Origin of the sequence: Pseudomonas alkylphenolica, assembly GCF_004025535.1 — a bacterium.
GTDB lineage: Bacteria > Pseudomonadota > Gammaproteobacteria > Pseudomonadales > Pseudomonadaceae > Aquipseudomonas > Aquipseudomonas alkylphenolica_A.
This window is the reverse complement of the sequence record NZ_QJRG01000048.1, coordinates 211079-229938: the sequence shown is the minus strand read 5'-3', so window position 1 is coordinate 229938 and position 18860 is coordinate 211079. Positions and strand designations below refer to the sequence as shown.

Genomic DNA, 18860 nt, shown 5'->3' with positions numbered 1-18860 from the left:
GTGTCCATCAAGGAATAACAATAATGAACGTTGCCACTCGACTCCTGCGCAGGTGCGCAGCCGCCGCATTGACACTGGGCCTGGCCAGCATGCCGACGCTGCTGCTGGCTGCAGACAAACCCAATATCCTGGTGATCTTCGGTGACGATATCGGCATCACCAATATCAGTCATTACAGCCACGGCATCATGGGCTACCAGACCCCCAACATCGACCGCCTGGCGCAGGAAGGGACGATGTTCACCGACTACTACGGTGAGCAGAGCTGCACTGCCGGCCGCGCCGCGTTCATCACCGGCCAGCATCCGGTGCGTACCGGCCTGACCAAGGTCGGCGTGCCCGGTGCCCCGGTAGGCATCCAGAAGCAGGACCCGACGCTGGCCGAATTGCTCAAGCCGCTGGGCTATGCCACGGGGCAGTTCGGCAAGAACCACCTGGGCGATCGCGACGAGTTTCTGCCGACCAACCATGGCTTTGACGAGTTCTTCGGCAACCTCTATCACCTCAATGCCGAAGAGGGCCCGGAAGACCCCGACTGGACCCGTGACCCGGCCATCGACAAGCTGATTCGCCCGCGCGGGGTTATTCACAGCCTGGCCGACGGCAAGATCGAAGACCTCGGTGCACTGAACAGCAAGCGCATGGAAACCATCGATGAAGAGTTCCTCCAGGCCTCGATGAACTTCATCGACAAGGCGGCCAAGGCCGACAAGCCGTTCTTTGTCTGGTTCAACTCGAGCCGCATGCATTACTACACCCACCTCAGTGACAAGGTCGTGGGCAAATCCGGGCAGGGCTTCTACAACGACGGCATGGTCGAACACGACGGGCATGTCGGGCAGCTGCTCAAGCAACTCGATGACCTCGGGATCGCTGACAACACGATCGTGTTGTACACCACCGACAACGGCGTGCACTTCAACCAATGGCCGGACGCCGGCATCACGCCGTTCCGGGGTGAGAAGAACACCAACTGGGAAGGCGGCTTCCGCGTGCCGGCGATTGTGCGCTGGCCCGGTCATTTCAAGGCGATGAAGGTGTCCAACGACATCATGTCCAGCCAGGACTGGGTACCTACCTTGATGGCGGCAGCTGGTGTACCTGATGTGAAAGAGCGGTTGCTCAATGGTTACCAGGCAGGTGACAAGTCGTTCAAGGTGCACCTGGACGGCTACAACTTCCTGCCGTATCTGACCGGCCAGGCGCCAAGCGGGCCGCGCAAGGATTTCTACTACTTCAGTGACGACGGCCAGTTGCTGGGCATGCGCGATGGCGACTGGAAGGTGGTGTTTGCCGAACAGCGCGCGCAACGCTTTGATGTCTGGCGTGATCCGTTCGTACAGCTGCGCATTCCCAAGGTGTTCAACCTGCGCCGCGATCCTTACGAGCGCGCCGACACCGACTCCAACAGTTACAACGTCTGGTGGGACAAGAAGGTGGCAGTGGTCGCACTGCCGGCGATGATCCGCGTGCAACAGTTCCTCGGCACGTTCAAGGCGTTCCCGCCGCGCCAGCGGCCGGCCAGTTTTACCGTGGACCAGATGCTCGAAAAATTCATGCGCTATCAGGAGCAGGGCGGCTGATACCAGCGAGGGACCGCTTGACCTGAAAACGGCCCGCCGGCTATGCCGCAGCGGGCCGTTGTCGTTTTTGTGGTTGTTATACGCTGACGGCAAATGACAAAGCCGTGGCGGCAAATGTCAATTTCTCGGGCGAGCCCGACCGCAGTATGGAGGCGTTGACACACAACCCCGAAACCGCCTGTAAGAGGACAATAATAATGGCTATGCCCACCCCGGTTTTCGACCATAAAGAACTGCTGACCCTCAACACCCACGAGATGCCGATCTACCGCGACGCCATGGCGCCGCATTTCCCCGGCGTCGACGTGCAGCCGCTGTACCTTGATCCGAACCTGGGCATCTGGACCCTGCGGGTGATCTTCCAGCCCGGCGTGCGCCTGCCTTGCCACTACCACACCGGCCCGGTGCATTTCTTCACGCTCTCCGGCAAGTGGAACTACGTCGAATACCCGGACCAGCCGCAGACCGCCGGTAGCTACCTGTACGAGCCAGGTGGCTCGATCCATACCTTCAGCGTACCTGCAGACAACACTGAACCGACCGACACCGTCATGGTGGTTCACGGCGCGAACATCAACTTCGACCAAGACGGCAACTACGTCAACGTCATGGACGCCACCGACATTATCCAGATCATCGACCGCCTGGTGAAAGAGCGTGGCCTGGAGCCGGCCCGCTACATTCGCCCGGGGCAAGCCGGCTACACCATCGGCTGACTTGCGTTGACGGGCGCAACCGCGCCCGTCCTTCATGACCGTGACTGGAGAGTGCTCGATGAGCCATCCCGCTATGCCGACCGGTGCACAGGGGCAAACGCCCGACGTGCCGCGTTCGGTTTTCATTACCGGTGCCAGCGGTTTTATTGGCCAGGCCCTGGCGCGCCGCTACCGCGCGCTGGGTGCCGAGGTGCGGGGCATGGACCTGCGCGCCGACCCGGCCAACAATGTGGTTGCCGGCGACCTCACCCGGCCACAACAGTGGGCCGAACATGCCCGCGGCTGTGAGCTGTTCATCAACACCGCGGCCGTGGTGTCGCTGGCGGCGCCCTGGAAGCTTTACCGCGACGTGTCGGTGCGTGGCGTGCGCAATTGCCTGGATGTCGCCATCGGCAGCGGCGCCAAACGCTTTGTGCAGTTTTCCTCGATTGCCGCCTTGGGCTGGCAATACCCGGAGCAGGCCACCGAGCGTTGCGACGTGGTGATCGGCGAGCAATACCGCTATGGCGTCGCCAAGGGCGCGAGCGAACACATGGTGCTGGCAGCGCATGCGGCCGGTGAGATCGACTGCACCATCGTCAGGCCCGGGGATGTCTATGGTCCCGGTTCGCGCGCCTGGCTCAGCGAACCGCTGAAAATGGCCAAGGCCGGGGCGCTGATTCTGCCCAATGGCGGTAAAGGGCGCTGGACGCCGGTGTACATCGACGACCTGCTCGACGGTGTGATGCTGGCGGCGGGCCTGGCCCAGGCCAGCGGGCAGATCTTCCACATCAGTGCCGCGCAGTCGGTGAGTTGCCAGCAGTTTTTCAGTAACCACTGGCGCTGGGCTGGGCGGTCCGGTTCGCCGCGCAGCCTGCCGTTGTGGCTGGCGGTCACGCTTACTCATGGCCTCTGGTACCTCAACCGCAAGCTGGGGCGGGCCAACGAGGTCACGCCGGACACCATGTACATGTTCTCCCGCACCGGCGGCATTTCCATCGAGAAGGCGCGCAGCCTGCTGGGTTATGCGCCGAAGGTCAGCCTGGAGGAAGGGCTGCGCCGTTCCGAAGCCTGGCTGCGCGAAGTCGGCCAGTTGCACTGAAAGTTGCACGCCGCCGGCTCAGGCGGCCCACCCTTGAATTCGGAGATACTCCATGAAAGCCGTTGTCATGCGTGACCAACAGTTGCAGGTTGATTCGATTGCAAGCCCGGAACCCGGGCAGGGCGAAGTGCTGGTCAAAACCCTGGCGTGCGGTATCTGCGGCTCGGACCTGCACATGTTTCACCATTGCGAGCATGTGCTGGCCAACTTCAAACGCAGCAACATCCCGATTGCCTTCGATACCCGCCAGGACCTGGTGTTCGGTCATGAGTACTGCGCCGAAATCCTCGATCACGGGCCCGGTAGCGACAAGAAACTCAAGGTCGGCACCCGTGTCTGCTCGTTGCCTTTTGTGATTACCCCGCAGCAGTTCCACCACATTGGCTTCTCCAATCGTTACCCCGGCGGTTACGGTGAGCAGATGGTGCTGGCCGAGCAAATGTTGATGCCGGTTCCCGGCGACCTGCCGGCCGACATCGCAGCCTTGACCGAGCCACTGACCGTGGCTGCCCACGCTGTCAACCGGGCACGGCTCGATGGCAGTGAAGTGCCGGTGGTGATCGGCTGCGGGCCGATCGGTCTGGCGATGATCGCCATTCTGAAGTCGCGCGGCATCGGCCCGGTAGTGGCGGCGGACTTTAGCGCCGGGCGCCGCGCGTTGGCCGAGAAAATGGGTGCGGACGTGGTGGTCAACCCGGCGGAGCAGTCACCTTACACCTCGTGGCTGCAGGTGGCCGCGCCCGAAGGGTATGACATCAATGGGCCGATGGCGCTACTGGGACTCGGCCCGCAACCGCGACCGTGTGTGGTGTTCGAGTGCGTCGGGGTACCGGGGCTGATCCAGCAGGTGCTGCAAAGTGCGCCACCGCGCACACGGTTGATTGTGGTCGGGGTGTGCATGGAGAGTGACCGTATCGAGCCGATGGTCGGCATCGGTAAGGAAATGAACGTGCATTTCTCCTTCGGCTACACCGGCGAGGAGTTCGCGCAAACCCTGTATGCACTGGCCGACGGCACGCTCGATGGCGCGCCGATGATCACCGGGCGGGTAACCCTGGACGGGGTCAGCGCAGCCTTTGATGCGCTGGCCCAGCCGGACCAGCACGCGAAGATCATGCTCACCTATGCCTGAGTGGTGATCGCGACGGCGGCGCGCAACTGGCTGCGTCGCTGTCGCGGCGAGGTGCCATACCAGCGCCGGCAGGCACGGTTGAACGAACTTTGTTCGGCATAACCGAGCAGGCCGGCGATTTGCGCCATGGGCATCTGCGCTTCGCTCAGGTAGAGGTCGGCCAGTTCGCGCCTCACCGTTTCGACCATGTCCTCATACACCTGGTCCTGTTCAGCCAGGCGCCGTTGCAGCGAGCGCTCTCGCATGCCCAACTGCTCGGCAATCAGCGGCAGGGCGCAGCGCTGTGTTGGCAGCAGGCGGCGGATGGCGTCTTCGACCTGATTGTGAATCCCCATCGCGTTCGCCGCGTCCAGGCTGCTGACGTAATCCATCATGGTGTCGTGCAGTTGCCGGTTGTGCTGGTCGATCGGCTTGCTCAGGTGTTCGGGCAACAGTACCAGCGCGTTCTGCGCCTGGCCGAAGTAGGTGCGGGCCCCGAAAAAGCGCTGGTAGCGGCCCTGCGGCAAGCGCGCCTCGGTGCGCGAATGTACCGAGTGCGGGCGAAAGCCCGGCCCGAAGAGCATCTGCAGCACCTTGAACATGACCCCCAGCGACAGCTCGATGATCTGTGTCTGGCGAGGGGCAGGGCGCAGGCGCAACTCATAGATCAGGTGGTGGCGCCCCGGGTCGATCTCGCTGTCCAGGTACACCAGCACCCCAGGGCTGTAGGTGTGCAGGAAACGCACGGTCTCGTTCAACGCCTCACCGACATCACGCGCGTTCTGCGCAACCACCGCAATCGGCCCGAGAATCATGATGCTCTGGCGCTCTGCCAGGCGCAGGCCGAAATCCACGCACTTTAATTGCTCGGCGCACAGTTCAAGGAGGTTGATCACCGCCCGGTAGGGGATCACCGCACCGCTGTTGTCGAGCGTTTTCGGGTCGATCTGCAACTGGCGCAGCAACGCGTCGGGGTCGCCGCCCAGGTCGCGTACCAACGCGGGAAAGCCGGTTAACGACGTGGTTCTGATCAAGGCAGTCATAGGCAATTCTTTTTTATTGTTGTTCAACAGATGGCGCCCTGCAGTTTTACCTCAGGTTGGCAGGGAAATTCGATAGCTGGCAGCAAATGACAAATTCCTGACGGCAGCAGACAAATGATTCTGTGCGGCCTGTGGGCATTCTTGCGCAAACCAACAAGAACGCTCACCCCGCAAACCAGTCCCGGATTTGCGTGGCAAGGGCGGTGCCGGAGACGTGCATGCACTACAACACTGACGCTGTTCGTTGTGTCCTCAAACCCCTGGTTGCAGCGATGGCCCTGGCATCCGCCGGGGCAGCCAACGCGCTGCCTTTCCAGATGGAGAATGGTTGGGAAGGCGAGTGGAACACGACGCTATCGGTCGGTTCCCAATGGCGGGCCGAGGGCCAGGACAATGATCTCTACAGTGGCGCCAACGGCGCACTGCTGGGCAAATCGGGCGGGACCGGTGGTTCGGTCGACGCGGGCAACCTCAACTATGACAAAGGCGACCGCTTCTCCACCATCGGCAAGTTCGTCACCGACCTGTCGCTGCGCAATGGCGACCTGGGTGGCCTGGTACGGGTCAAGGGCTGGTACGACTACGCCCTCAAGGACGAAGACGTCAATTTCGGCAGCGCCTCCAACGGCTACCGGAAAAAACCGCTCAATGACGACGGTTACGCCGACCTGCAGAAATTCAGTGGCCTCTACCTGCTCGATGCTTATGTCTACAACACCTTCTACATGGACGAAACTCCGGTTCAGGTGCGTCTCGGGCGGCAGGTGGTGAACTGGGGCGAAAGCATCTTCATCCAGGGCATCAACCAGATCAACCCGCTGGACGTGCCAGCGCTGCGCCGGCCCGGTACCGAACTCAAGGAAGCACTGATTCCGGTGTGGATGGGCTACCTCAACATCGGCCTGCCAGCGGGCATCTCGATGGAGGCGTTCTACCAGCTCAAGTATGAAAGCACCGCCATCGAAGGCTGTGGTCACTACTGGTCGGTCACCGAAAGCGCCATCGGCCAGGACTTCGGCGATTGCCAGCTGGGCACCTTCCTGGGCGGCACCAACCCCTCGTCGCCGGACAAGATCGCTGCCGGTGCGTACCTGCCGGAAGTGAAGGGCAAGGACCCGCACGACAGCGGGCAGTGGGGCGTGGCCTTCCGCTTGCCGGTGGATGCGCTGGATGGCGAGTTGGGCCTGTACTACCTGAACTACCACTCGCGCACCCCTTACCTGGGCATGCGCAGCACCGACTCTGCCGCCTTGTCGGAGTTCCCCAACGGCGGCACGCCGGGCGCGGTCGGGCACAACGCTGCCGGCCAGTTCGTCGGCCCGAGCTGGGAGTACCCGGAAGACATCCGCCTGTTCGGCCTGAGCTTTACCACGACGCTTGGTGGCTGGTCGATCGGTTCGGAACTCAGCTATTCGCCTAACCAGCCGGCGCAGATCAACGGCGCCGACCTGCTCAACGGCGCACTGGCCGGCATCGGCCCGGCGGCCAACCTGCTGCAGCAGGTGAGACTGCAAAGCTCGCCTTTTACTGCTGGCTGGGATCGCTTCGAGAAGACCCAACTGCAGGTCAACGGCGTCAATGTGTTCCCCAACGTGCTCAAGGCCGACAACCTGACGGTAGTCGCCGAAGTCGGCTTTCAGTGGAACAGCACGCCACAGGATGAAGGCGAGCGCCGCTACGGGCGTGGCTTCATCTACGGGCTGGGTTCGTCATCGACCATTCCGGCCGGCGGCAACACCTGCAGCAGCCCGGTGCCCAGCCTGGTCAACTCGAGCCCTGCAGGTTGCAAGAACGATGGCTATGTCACCGACTTCGCCTGGGGATATCGCCTGCGCGCGCAACTCGATTACAACAACTTCCTTGGCACCAGCGTGACCACATCGCCTTACGCCTTCCTTGGCCAGGACGTTGACGGGGTGTCGATGGATGGCCAGTTCAACGAAGGCCGTGTCACCTCGGCCGTGGGTGTGACCTTCGATTACAACAAGCAGCACAAGCTCGACTTCAGCTACGTCAGTTTCGACAACAGCGCCGAGTACGACCCGCTGCACGACCGTGATTTCTACGCCGCCAGCTACAGCTACAGCTTCTAAAAGAACAACAAGAGGTTACTTCGATGAAAACGCCCCTCCGTGCCGCACACGTTGCCGGCCTGACTGTCACCTTGCTTGCCTTGAGCGGCATGGCGCAGGCACAAATCACCGCCGACCAGGCTGCCCGCCTGGGCAAGGACCTCACGCCGCTGGGCGGCGAGATGGCCGGCAATGCCGATGGCTCGATCCCCGCGTACAGCGGTGGCCTGAAACAGGCGCCGGCCGGCTGGACGCCAGCGCAGGGCTATGTCGATCCGTTCGCCAGCGAAAAGCCGTTGTTCACCATCACCGCAGCGAACCTTGCCCAGTACAAGGACAAGGTCACCCCGGGCATGCAGGCGCTGTTGGCCAAGTACCCCAACTTCAAGATGCCGGTGTACCCGACGCACCGTACCGCGACCGTGCCGGACGCCGTGGCCCAGAAGGTTCGCCAGGAGGCAGTCAATGCCCAGCTCAACGGCTTCGGGGTCAGCAACCTGAATGGCACCACCACGCCGTTCCCGATCCCGGGCAACGGCCTGGAAGCGGTCTGGAACCACAACCTGCGTTATCTGGGCGGTGGTCTGCAACGTACCTACGCATCGTTCCCGGTGCGCAGCAGCGGTGACTACTACACCGTGCGCATCCAGGAAAACCGGGTGTTCGACACCAACATGGACAAGCAGTCGGAGAACCGCCTGCTCAACTACTCGGCACGCTTCATTTCGCCAGCGACCCTGGCCGGTACGGTGCAACTGGTGCACGAGCCGATCGACCAGGTCAAGGAAGTGCGTTCGGCATGGATCTACAACGTCGGCCAGCGCCGCGTGCGCCGTGCGCCTGACCTGGCCTACGACAACGTCAACGACGGCACCGAAGGCCTGCGCGTCACCGATGACTTCGACGGCTACAACGGCGCGCCGGACCGCTTTGACTGGAAGCTGGTCGGCAAGCAGGAAATGTACGTGCCCTACAACGCCTACAAACTTGGCGCGAAGGAAACCCCTTACAAGGACGTGCTGACGGCCAACACGCCCAATGCGGATTTCATGCGTTACGAGTTGCACCGCGTCTGGGTGGTCGAAGGGACGCTGCGCAAAGACGCCAAGCACGTGTATGGCAAACGCGTGATGTTCCTCGACGAAGACTCCTGGACCGTGCTGGCCACCGACGCCTACGACACCCGCGGCACCTTGTGGCGTATCGGTGTGCACCCGATGGTGCAGTTCTACGATGCCCAGGTGCCATGGTACCGCGCCAACATCTGGCATGACCTGAGCAACGGCAGCTACTACCTCGCAGGCCTTGGCAACGAAGAGGGGCAGCCGTGGACCTTTGGTACCAAGGGCCGGTTTGTCGACTTCCAGCCTGACGCCCTGCGGCGCATGGGCAAGTGACCCGCCAACCCCTTCGCTGATTGCGCAATGGACCACCGCAGGTGGTCCATCTGATCGCTGGAGTCATCTTCATGTTGCTACGCCATCTCCCGGCGCTTGCAGGCCTGTGCCTGCTCGCCACGCACGTCCAGGCCGAGCCGCCGGCGCTGGACTACCCGATTCGACCGCAGCAGGTGTTGCTGCTCAATGTTACCGCGCCCGGCGACAGCCTGGTGGCCGTCGGTGAGCGCGGGGTGGTCCTGCGTGCCGACAAGCAGGGCGATCAATGGCAAAGCATCCGTACGCCCTCGACCCGCACCCTGACCGGTGTGGCGTTTGTCGATGCCAACCAGGGCGTCGCGGTCGGCCACGGCGGTACGCTGTTGCGCACCACAGACGGTGGGCGCCACTGGCAAGCGGTCGAAGCCGATACCAACGACGATGCGCTGTTGGGGGTAGCGGCGCTGACCGACGGGCGCATGGCCGCCTGGGGGGCCTTTGGCCTGTACCTGTTGTCGACGGACAACGGCGTGACCTGGCAGCGCCACAGCGTGCTGGACGAGGACTTCGACCGCCATATCGCGCAGATCATTGTCCTGGCCGATGGCCGCTGGCTGATGGTCGGCGAAAGCGGCACCCTGGCCAGCTCCGCCGACCGTGGCGAGACCTGGCAGGCACTGGAAAGCCCCTATGCCGGGAGCCTGTTCGGTGCGCTGCAACTGCAGGACGGGGGCCTGCTGATCTACGGCATGCGCGGCAACCTCTGGTACTCGGCCGATGGCGGACAGACCTGGGAACAGCGCGACACCCACACCACGTTTGCCTTCAACGGGGCAATACAGCTGCGTTCAGGCCGCGTTCTGTTGCTGGGCAACAGTGGCGTGATGCTCGCCAGCGACGACCAGGGTCGGCACTTCTCTGCCTTGCCTTCGACGCACGCCAGCCTGGCGCGGGCCATCGAGCGCGGTGACAGCCAGTTGCTGGCGGTCGGCGATCACGGGGTGATGTCGCTCCCTTCGCTTGCAACAACAGGGCAGGACTGATTCATGAGCATGCAAGAGAAACTGCTGAACAAGGACGACCACCTGGCGCGCAAAGATTTTTCCCGTGGCCTGGTGGGCCGGGTGTCGTACTGGATTTTCCACCAGCGCAAACCGCTGCTGGCGTTGTTCATCCTGATTACCCTGGGGCTGGGCTACAGCGCCAGTCAGCTGAAAGTGGAGGCGGGGTTCTTCAAGATGATCCCGCTGCACCATGAGTACATGAAAACCTTCTTGCAGTATCAGAAGGACTTTGGCGGCGCCAACAAAGTGTTGGTGGCGGTGAAAAACAACAAGGGCGAGGTGTTCACCCCCGAAGCCATGGCGGCACTGCGCAAGGTGTCTGACGAAGTGTTCTTCATCAGTGGCGTGGAGCGCAGTTCGGTGACGTCGCTGTTCACCTCCAATGTGCGCTACACCGAGGTGGTTGAGGACGGCTTTACCGGTGGCAACCTGGTGGACTCCAGCTACGCCGGCACGCCCGAGCAGATCGCCCAGGTGCGCGAGCGCACGCTGAAATCCGACTGGGTCGGGCGGATCGTCTCCAGCGACCTGTCTTCAGCCATGGTCGTGGCCAACCTGCAGGAAACCGATCCGCTCACCGGCCAGCGCCTGGACCTGCAGGACGTGGCGCGCAAGCTGGAGCAGATCCGTCAGGACAACCAGAACGCCGACATCAGCATCCATATCATCGGTTTTGCCAAATCCATTGGCGACATCGCTGAAGGTGCATCCGGTGTACTGGTGTTTTTCATCATCGCTTTTGTCATCACCGCGGTGCTGCTGTTCTGGTACTCGGGCTCGCTGATGCTCACCGGCTGGGCGCTGATCTGTGCGGTGGTGCCGGTCATCTGGTTGCTCGGCCTGTTGCCGCTGGTGAAGCTGACCCTGGACCCGATGTCGATTCTGGTGCCGTTCCTGATCTTCTCGATCGGCGTGTCCCATGCGGTGCAGATGACCAACGCCTGGAAGCTTGAAACCCTCAACGGTGCCGATGGCGTAACCGCCTCGCGCAACTGCTTCCAGAAGCTGTTCATCCCCGGCGCGGTTGCGTTGCTGGCCAATGCCCTGGGCTTTGTGGTGATCGCCCTGGTGGACATCGAGATGGTCCGCGAGCTCGCCATCACCGCGACTTTGGGTGTGTCGGTGATGATCGTCACCAACAAGATGCTGTTGCCGATTCTGCTGTCGTTCATGCGCTTGAGTGCGGCCGATGCGCAAAAGCTGCGCGGCAAGGAAACCCTGGGCGCCGGCCTCTGGGAGCGCCTGGGGGTGCTGGCGACCCGCCGTGGTGCCCTGGGCGTGCTGGGGGTTGCCGGTGTGCTGCTGGTCGTCGGTCTGCTTCAGGCCCGGCACCTGCATGTGGGCGACACCGGAGCGGGTGTACCCGAACTGCGCGCCGACTCACGCTATAACCAGGATGTGGCGGTGATCACCCGCGACTTCGCCATTGGTGTCGATCTGCTGCAGGTCATCGCACGGGCCAAGAGTAATGAAGAGACACCTTGCGTAAAACGTGAGGTGCTCGATCCGATTGGCGAACTGGAGCTGTTCCTGCGCCAGGACGAAGGCGTGTCGTCGGTGCGCAGCCTGGCCAGTTTTGTCGGCAATATCACCCAGGCCTATGCCGAGACCGACCTCAAGTGGCGCGTGCTGCCCGAACCCACGGCACAGATTGCCCAGGGCGTCGGCTTTGCCACCCGGGTGGGCACCGAGTACATGAACAGCGCCTGCAACGCGATCCCGGTGTCGATTTACACCCGCGACCACCAGGCGGACACCATCACCACGCTGATGGACAAGATCAAGGCGTTCAAGGCCGCCTACGACAATGATCAGGTCAGCTTTGAACTGGCCTCCGGCAACGTCGGCGTGATGGCGGCCACCAACGAAGTGGTGCATGCCGGCGACAAGCTGGTGAACAGTGCACTGTTTGCCTCGGTCACGTTGCTGTGCCTGTGGATGTTCCGTTCGCTGCGCATCACCCTCTGCGTGATTCTGCCCCTGGCTCTGGTCACGGTGTTGTGCAACGCCCTGATGGCCCTGCTGGGCATCGGCGTGAAGGTCAATACGCTGCCTGTCGTCGCCCTGGGCGTCGGGGTAGGGGTGGACTACGGCATCTACCTGTTCGAGCGGATCAAGCACGAGATGGATGAACGCGGTTCAAGCCTGCGCGACGCCTTCGTCGAGGCGCTCAAGCAGCGCGGTACGGCATCGGTGTTCACCGCAGTGACGATGACCCTGTCGATCGCCACCTGGGCCTTCTCCTCACTGAAGTTCCAGGCCGACATGGGCATCCTCCTGGCCTTCATGTTCCTGGTCAATCTGCTCGGCGCCATCCTGCTGCTGCCGGCGCTGGCGGCGTGGTTGCTGCGTTCGCCCAAGGCAACCGCGCGGCACTGACCATCGGCTACCGATCATCGACCTTGTCGGAGTCTTTGCCGAGCAACCTGGCCCTTTCCTGGGGCCAGGTCTTTTTTTCTGCAGCCCTCGATCACTACACATGGAGTTTGATACCGATGAGCACACTATTCTGCCGTTCATTGCTGGTGCTGGCACTGGGGGCGGCGACCGCCGGAGGCGTGCAAGCTGCCAGTTATTCCGCGAGCAAACCCGCCAATGAGGTGGCTGGCGTTCCGGCAGGCACCGTGATCACGCCGTCCAGTGCCCGGGTAATTGCCCAGGACACTTACCTGTGGGGCTGGCCGCTGGTCAACGCTTTCAATCGCCGCACCGCGTTTTCCGCTGCCCCGGAGCCGGGACTGATGGGCGGTTTTCTGCCCGCGGCGCCGACCGGTTACATCAGCATGCTCAGTGACTACATCTCGCCGCAACAGCGCTGGGTGGCGCATCCCAATCAGGATGTGGTCTACGGCTTCGGCTACGGTGCCACCGACGATGACCCGGTAGTGCTGCAAGTGCCGGATTTCGGCGATCGCTACTGGGTGTACGCGCTGTACGACGCCCGCAGTGAAGAGTTCTCCACATTGGGCAAACAGTACGGTACGCAACCGGGTAATTACCTGGTCGTCGGCCCGAACTGGAAGGGCACGGTACCGGACGGCATTGCCGGGGTGATCAAGGCACCCACCGAGCTGGTCGCTATTGGCCCTCGGGTGTTCATGGATGACAGCCAGCAGGACCGCGACGCGATCAAGGCGACCCTCAACCAGGTAGTGGTCTACCCGCTGAGCCAGTACAACGGTAAAGCGGTCACCAAGGACTGGAGCAAAACCCCGCATTTCCCTGCCGCACAAAAGTCGTCCAGCGAGACCCGTTGGGTCGACCCGGAAAAATTCTTCGACCAGTTGCCGCAGGTGATCGCCAAGGTGCCGCCGCTGGCCGGTGAGGAAAGTCGCTATGCGATGATCAGGGCCTTGCTGGAGGCGGCTGCCCAGGACCCGGCGGTGAAAAAGGCCATCGTCCAGGCGGCGGTGGATGCCGAGGCGCAGGTGGTGGCCCCGCTGTTTTCCTTCCGCACCAATGGCTCACGCCTGCCTGGCGGCTGGAACACCCCGACCAATGTCGCGCGCTGGGGCAATGACTACCTGACGCGTACGGCCACGGCAAAATCCAACATGTACACCAACCAGCCGGAGGAAACCCGCTACTTTTTTGCCGAGGTGGACGACAAGGGCGGGCGCCTCAATGGCGCAAACCGCTACACGGTGACCTTCGCCAAAGGCCAGACACCACCGGTGGACGGCTTCTGGTCGCTGACCCTGTACGATCCCCTGCATTTCTTCGCACCCAACGCCCTGAACCGCTATTCGCTGGGCACCAAGAACAGCAAGCACCTGCGCTACAACGACGATGGTTCGCTGACCCTGTACGTCCAGCATGACAACCCTGGCAAGGACAAGCAGGACAACTGGCTGCCAGCCCCCGGCAGCGATTTCGAACTGACCATCCGCACCTACTGGCCCAAACCTGAAGTCCTCAGCGGCCAGTGGTTGCCGCCGACGGTCAAACGGGTGAACTGATGCGCTGAAGCGTAGCGATACCGGGGCGGCCAGTGCGGCCGCCCCGGTATCGGTTACAGGCTGCCCACCAACTGCCCGCCATCGACCGAGAGCACCGAGCCGGACATGTAGGCGCCGGCCTCGCTGGCCAGCAACAGGAAGGGCCCGTCAAGTTCATCCAGCTTGCCCAGGCGACGCATCGGGACGGCCGCGCGGATGTAGGCCTGGCCTTTTTCGCTGTCGAAATAGCCGTCGGTCATTTCGGTAATGAAGTAGCCCGGTGCAATGGCATTGACCCGGATGTCGTGGCGGGCCAGTTCCAGCGCCAGCGATTTGGTCAGTTGCACGACGCCGGCCTTGGCCGCGCAGTAATGGCTGTAGCCGGTGCCCACGCGCAGGCCGAGCATCGAGGCGATATTGACGATGCTGCCGCCACGCTCGTCGCGCGCCAGGCGTTGTGCCGCGCACTGGGCCACACGCCAGACGCCATCGAGGTTGGTCGAGATCATGTGGCGCCAGTCTTCTTCGCTGAGCTCCAGCACGCGCTGGCTGTCGCCCACGCCGGCATTGTTGAGCACCACGTCGACCGTACCGAAGGCAGCCTCGGCGCTGTCGAAGGCGGCTTCGACGCTGGCGCGGTCGGTAACATCCATCGCCACCGGCAGTGCCTCGCCACCGTCCTTGCGGATGACTGCGGCCAGATCATGCAGGCGCTCGACGCGCCGTGCTGCCAGCACCACCCGGGCACCGGCGCGGCCGGCCACGCGGGCCAGGTGCGCGCCGATACCGCTGGAGGCGCCGGTGACCAGCACGGTATGGCCGCTCAGGGAAAACAGCGAAGTAGGAAGTGAAGCCGTGTTCATGGTTCTGCTCCTGGTGTCCAGTGGGCCCGCAGCGCTGTAGGGCGCTGCAGGCCGGGTTCGTCAGATACGTTCGACAGTGGTCTTGCCCGCGGCCACCAGGCGCTCGAGCAGCGGCGCCGGGGTGAACCACATCTGGCCGTAGTCACCGAGGGTCTGGCGGAAGTAGCGGATGCCGGCCAGTACCCGGTCCAGGCCAATCTGCTCGGCATAGTGCATCGGGCCGCCCAGGTGGGCCGGGAACCCGTAGCCGTTGATCCACACCAGGTCGATGTCGCTGGCGCGCAGGGCAATGCCTTCATCAAGCAGCTGGATGCCTTCGTTGATCAGCATGAACAGGCAGCGGTCGTGGATTTCCTTGTCGTCTACCGGGCGACGCGGAATGTGCAACTCGCCGGCCAGGCGCTCGGCCAGGGCAACGACTTCATAGTCGTTATGGCGCTGACGCCCTTCGTACTGATAGAAGCCGCGGCCGGTCTTCTGCCCGTAACGGCCCAGGCTGTACAGCTCGTCACCGAGACGGCAGTAGCTGTCATCGTGGGCGATGGCGGCGCGGTTGGCGTCACGTACGAGGAAGTTCACGTCGACGCCCGCCAGGTCGAGCATGGTGAACACGCCCATGTTCAGGTCGAGGCCGGTGAGCACGTCGTCGACCTGTGCCGGAGTCGCGCCTTCGAGCACCAGGCGGTGCGCTTCGCGGGCATAGGGTTCGAGCATGCGGTTGCCGATAAAACCGAAGCACACACCGGAGACCACCGGGATCTTGCCGATGGTGCGGCCCATCTTCAGTGTGGTCGCCAACACCTCAGGCGCCGTTTCCCGGGCGTTGACCACTTCCAGCAGGCGCATGACGTTGGCCGGGCTGAAGAAGTGCAGGCCGATGACATCCTGCGGGCGCGCGGTAACAGCGGCGATCTGGTCGACATCCAGCGATGAGGTGTTGGTGGCGAGGATCGCGCCCGGCTTGCACACCCGGTCAAGCTGGCGGAACACGTCCTGCTTGATCGCCAGCTGCTCGAACACCGCTTCGATCACCAGATCGGCATCGGCCAGGTCGGCATAGTCGAGGGTGCCGCTGAGCAGCGCCATGCGCTGTTCCAGCTGGGTATCAGTCAATTTGCCGCGTTTGACGCTGATGGCGTAGGTCTGGCGGATGTGCACCAGGCCACGGTCAAGGGCATCGCCCTGGCGCTCCAGCAGGGTTACCGGGATACCGGCATTGGCAAAGTTCATGGCAATACCGCCACCCATGGTGCCGGCACCGATGACGGCGACCTTGGCGATCGGGCGCAGCGCGGTGCTGGCTTCGATACCGGGCACCTTGCCGGCTTCACGTTCGGCGAAGAATACATGGCGCAAGGCTTCGGACTGGCGCGAGGCTTCCGCCTGCTTGAACAGCGCCAGCTCGCGGGCCAGGCCTTGCTCCAGTGGCAGCAGGCAGGCGGCCTGTACCGCCGAGAACACCAGGCGTGGCGCCAGGCGGGTTTTCCAGCGCGGCTCCTGCTCTACGCAGTAGCGCTCGAAAAAGTCGGCTTCCAGGTCTTTGGCAGGTTCGGCAAAAGGCTCGGCTGGGCGCACCGGGGCTGCGCTGGCAATCAACTCGCGGGCATAGTCGCAGGCGCTGGCCAGCAACTGCTCGGGGCTGGCCGCGAGACGGTCGAGAATGCCCAGCGCCAGGGCGCGATCTGCCGCAACCTGGGCGCCGCTGATCATCATGTCCAGGGCAGCGGCCACACCGATCAGCCGTGGCAGGCGCTGGGTGCCGCCGGCACCAGGGAGCAAACCGAGGTTGATTTCCGGCAGGCCGACGCGGGTGTTCGTCTCACCGATGCGGTAGCCACAGGCGAGTGCCAGTTCCAGGCCACCGCCCAGCGCCAGTTTGCCGATGGCGGCGATCACCGGCTTGTCCAGGCGCGTCAGGCGTAGCAGCAGGCCGGGCAGGTCGGGTGCGGCAAACGACGCCGGGCTGCCGAACTCGGTGATGTCGGCACCGGCGCAGAACAGGCCGTTGGCGCCATGGATGACGATGGCACGTACCGAAGGGTCGCCATTGGCGAGTTCGCAGGCTTCAAGCAGGGCGGCGCGGAGCGGCTGGCCGAGGGCATTGACCGGTGGGCGGGCGAGGCCAATCAGGGCCAGGCTGTCGTCCACCTGATAGGTGATCAGGGAATGCATGGTGACTCCTTGTAGAGCACTGATGATGAGGGTCTCAGAACCATTGGTCCTGCATGTCGGCGCTGGCGCGGTTGGCGCTGGCGAGCAGGCGCGCCTGGGCGTCGATGCCGGCCAGCTCCCAATCCATGTAGTAGCGCGCCGCGTGCAGCTTGCCGTTGTAGAAGTCGGCCTCGCTGTTGGCCGCGCCGTTGCTCAGGGCGCGGCTGGCGACCAGTGCCATGCGCAGCCACAGCCAGCCCACCAGTACGCGGCCGAACAGGTCCAGGTACGGCGTGGCGTTGGACAGGCCGCGGTTGGCATCGGCGGCCACCTGGGCCAGCAGGCTTTCAGTGACATCCTGCAAGCGGTCCAGCGCGCCACCGAGCAGATAGCCCAGGGCGGCGCAGCGGTCGTCGCGCCCGGCCTGGCTGAGCGTGCGGCGCACCTGCTCGCAGAACAGACGGTAACCGGAACCACCGTTCTGCTGCAGCTTGCGCCCGAGCAGGTCCAGGCCGTGAATACCTTCGGTACCCTCATGGATGGGGTTCAGGCGGTTGTCCCGGTAATACTGCTCCAGCGGGTATTCGCGGATATAGCCGGAGCCGCCCAGCACCTGCACGCCGATGTCCGAGGCGATCACTCCGTATTTCGAGGGGTAGGACTTGACCATCGGGATCAACAGGTCAAGCAGTTCGCCGGCATCGGTACGGGCCTGCTGCTCTGGCGCGGTATGGGCGTCTTCGTAGAGGCTGCTGGCATACAGGCACAGCGCAAGGCTGCCTTCGGCGTAGGTTTTCTGTTGCAGCAACATGCGCCGCACATCGGCGTGTTCGACGATGCGCACTTGCGCCGACAACGGGTCCTTGGCGCCAGGCAAGCGGCCCTGAGGGCGTTCGCGGGCATAGTCCAGGGCGTGAATGAAACTCTGGTAGGCCAACGACGAGGCGCCCAGGGCCACGCCGATGCGCGCCTCGTTCATCATCTGGAACATGTACGAAAGGCCCTTGTTGGCCTCTCCCACCAGGTAGCCGACAGCGCCTTGCTGCTCACCGAAGTTCAGCACCGTCGAAGTGGTGTTGCGGTAGCCGAGCTTGTGCAGCAGGCCGGCCAGGGCGACGTCGTTGCGTGCGCTGCGGCGACCGTCGCTGTCAGTCAGGAACTTGGGCACCAGAAACAGCGAGATGCCACGGGTACCGGCAGGTGCGCCTTCGATACGGGCCAGCACCATGTGCACGATGTTGTCGGTCAGTTCATGGTCGCCACCGGAAATGAACATCTTCTGCCCGAACAAGCGGTAGCTGCCATCGTCAGCCGGGCGGGCGAGGGTGCGCAGGTCGCCCAGGGCCGAGCCCTGGCCGGGCTCGGTCAGGGCCATGGTGCCGCTGAAACGGCCATCGAGCATCGGCGGTAGAAAGCGTTCGCGCAGGGCGTCGCTGGCAAAACTCTTGACCAGGTTGGCGGCGCCGATGGTCAGGAACGAGTAGGCCACCGTGGCGATGTTGGCGGCATTGAAGTAGGCCATGCTGGCACGCAGGATGACTTCCGGCAGTTGCAGGCCACCGTCCTCGGCATCATGGTGCGCGGCGAGGAAGCCGGCTTGTGCAAAGGCATCCCAGGCGGCTTTGGTCTCGGGGATCAGGTTGACCTTTTCACCGTCGAAGGTCGGCTCCTGGGCATCGCCTTTGTGGTTGTGCGGGGCAAAATATTCGGCGGCGATGCCACGGGCGGTTTCCAGGGTGGCATCGAAGACGGCGCGGTCGTGCTCGGCATAGCGCGGACGTTGCAGCAGCGCTTCGGTGTCGAGCAGTTCATAGAGCTGGAAGCTCAGTTCGCGTTCATTGAGCAGGGCATCGGTCATGGTG

The 18860-nt window shown here is 63.3% G+C and carries 13 protein-coding genes; 9 read left to right on the top strand and 4 right to left on the bottom strand.

The annotated features are described in order from the left end of the window. Positions 1 to 23: 23 nt before the first annotated feature. The 4 genes from DM813_RS21745 (at position 24) to DM813_RS21730 (ending at position 4512) form a co-directional block, all read left to right on the top strand. Complete coding sequence (locus DM813_RS21745) at positions 24 to 1583, top strand: arylsulfatase (RefSeq protein WP_128325463.1); 1560 nt, start codon at positions 24 to 26, stop codon at positions 1581 to 1583. A 197-nt stretch (positions 1584 to 1780) separates the two neighbouring features. Continuing rightward, a complete protein-coding gene (locus DM813_RS21740) occupies positions 1781 to 2299 on the top strand; it encodes a 2,4'-dihydroxyacetophenone dioxygenase family protein (RefSeq protein ID WP_128325462.1) in 519 nt (172 codons plus the stop codon). Between the two features lie 58 nt (positions 2300 to 2357). Next, a complete protein-coding gene (locus tag DM813_RS21735) occupies positions 2358 to 3380 on the top strand; it encodes an NAD-dependent epimerase/dehydratase family protein (protein WP_206617419.1) in 1023 nt (340 codons plus the stop codon). Between the two features lie 52 nt (positions 3381 to 3432). Next, positions 3433 to 4512 carry a zinc-binding dehydrogenase gene (locus DM813_RS21730; protein WP_128325461.1) on the top strand — a complete coding sequence of 360 codons (1080 nt, stop codon included), beginning with the start codon at positions 3433 to 3435 and terminating at the stop codon, positions 4510 to 4512. Here DM813_RS21730 and DM813_RS21725 read toward each other — a convergent pair. Next, complete coding sequence (locus DM813_RS21725) at positions 4503 to 5534, bottom strand: AraC family transcriptional regulator (RefSeq protein WP_128325460.1); 1032 nt, start codon at positions 5532 to 5534, stop codon at positions 4503 to 4505. The genes DM813_RS21730 and DM813_RS21725 overlap by 10 nt on opposite strands. A gap of 218 nt (positions 5535 to 5752) precedes the next feature. On the opposite strand from DM813_RS21725, the gene DM813_RS21720 reads away from it, so the two are divergent. From DM813_RS21720 to DM813_RS21700, 5 genes are all read left to right on the top strand, one after another. Next, the gene (locus DM813_RS21720; RefSeq protein WP_128325459.1) at positions 5753 to 7627 is read left to right on the top strand and encodes a DUF1302 domain-containing protein; all 1875 of its coding nucleotides are present in this window, start codon (positions 5753 to 5755) and stop codon (positions 7625 to 7627) included. Positions 7628 to 7650: 23 nt separating this feature from the next. Next, on the top strand, positions 7651 to 9003 hold the full coding sequence (locus DM813_RS21715; RefSeq protein ID WP_128325458.1) for a DUF1329 domain-containing protein: 1353 nt from the start codon (positions 7651 to 7653) through the stop codon (positions 9001 to 9003). Positions 9004 to 9074: 71 nt separating this feature from the next. Next, positions 9075 to 10025, top strand: coding sequence for a YCF48-related protein (locus DM813_RS21710; RefSeq protein ID WP_128325457.1), 951 nt, complete (start codon positions 9075 to 9077; stop codon positions 10023 to 10025). 3 nt (positions 10026 to 10028) lie between these two features. Further along, positions 10029 to 12425 carry an efflux RND transporter permease subunit gene (locus DM813_RS21705; RefSeq protein WP_128325456.1) on the top strand — a complete coding sequence of 799 codons (2397 nt, stop codon included), beginning with the start codon at positions 10029 to 10031 and terminating at the stop codon, positions 12423 to 12425. Positions 12426 to 12541: 116 nt separating this feature from the next. Further along, positions 12542 to 14005, top strand: a complete 1464-nt coding sequence (locus DM813_RS21700; RefSeq protein WP_128325455.1) for a DUF1254 domain-containing protein — start codon at positions 12542 to 12544, stop codon at positions 14003 to 14005. Positions 14006 to 14058: 53 nt separating this feature from the next. Here DM813_RS21700 and DM813_RS21695 read toward each other — a convergent pair whose 3' ends face one another. Genes DM813_RS21695 through DM813_RS21685 form a run of 3 tightly spaced genes read right to left on the bottom strand, consistent with a single transcriptional unit; the run spans position 14059 to position 18856 of the window. After that, entirely contained in the window at positions 14059 to 14847 is a 789-nt protein-coding gene (locus tag DM813_RS21695; protein WP_128325454.1) for an SDR family NAD(P)-dependent oxidoreductase, read from the bottom strand. Positions 14848 to 14907: 60 nt separating this feature from the next. After that, positions 14908 to 17019, bottom strand: a complete 2112-nt coding sequence (locus DM813_RS21690; protein ID WP_128325453.1) for a 3-hydroxyacyl-CoA dehydrogenase NAD-binding domain-containing protein — start codon at positions 17017 to 17019, stop codon at positions 14908 to 14910. Positions 17020 to 17053: 34 nt separating this feature from the next. Then, on the bottom strand, positions 17054 to 18856 hold the full coding sequence (locus DM813_RS21685; RefSeq protein ID WP_128325803.1) for an acyl-CoA dehydrogenase: 1803 nt from the start codon (positions 18854 to 18856) through the stop codon (positions 17054 to 17056). Positions 18857 to 18860: the final 4 nt, after the last annotated feature.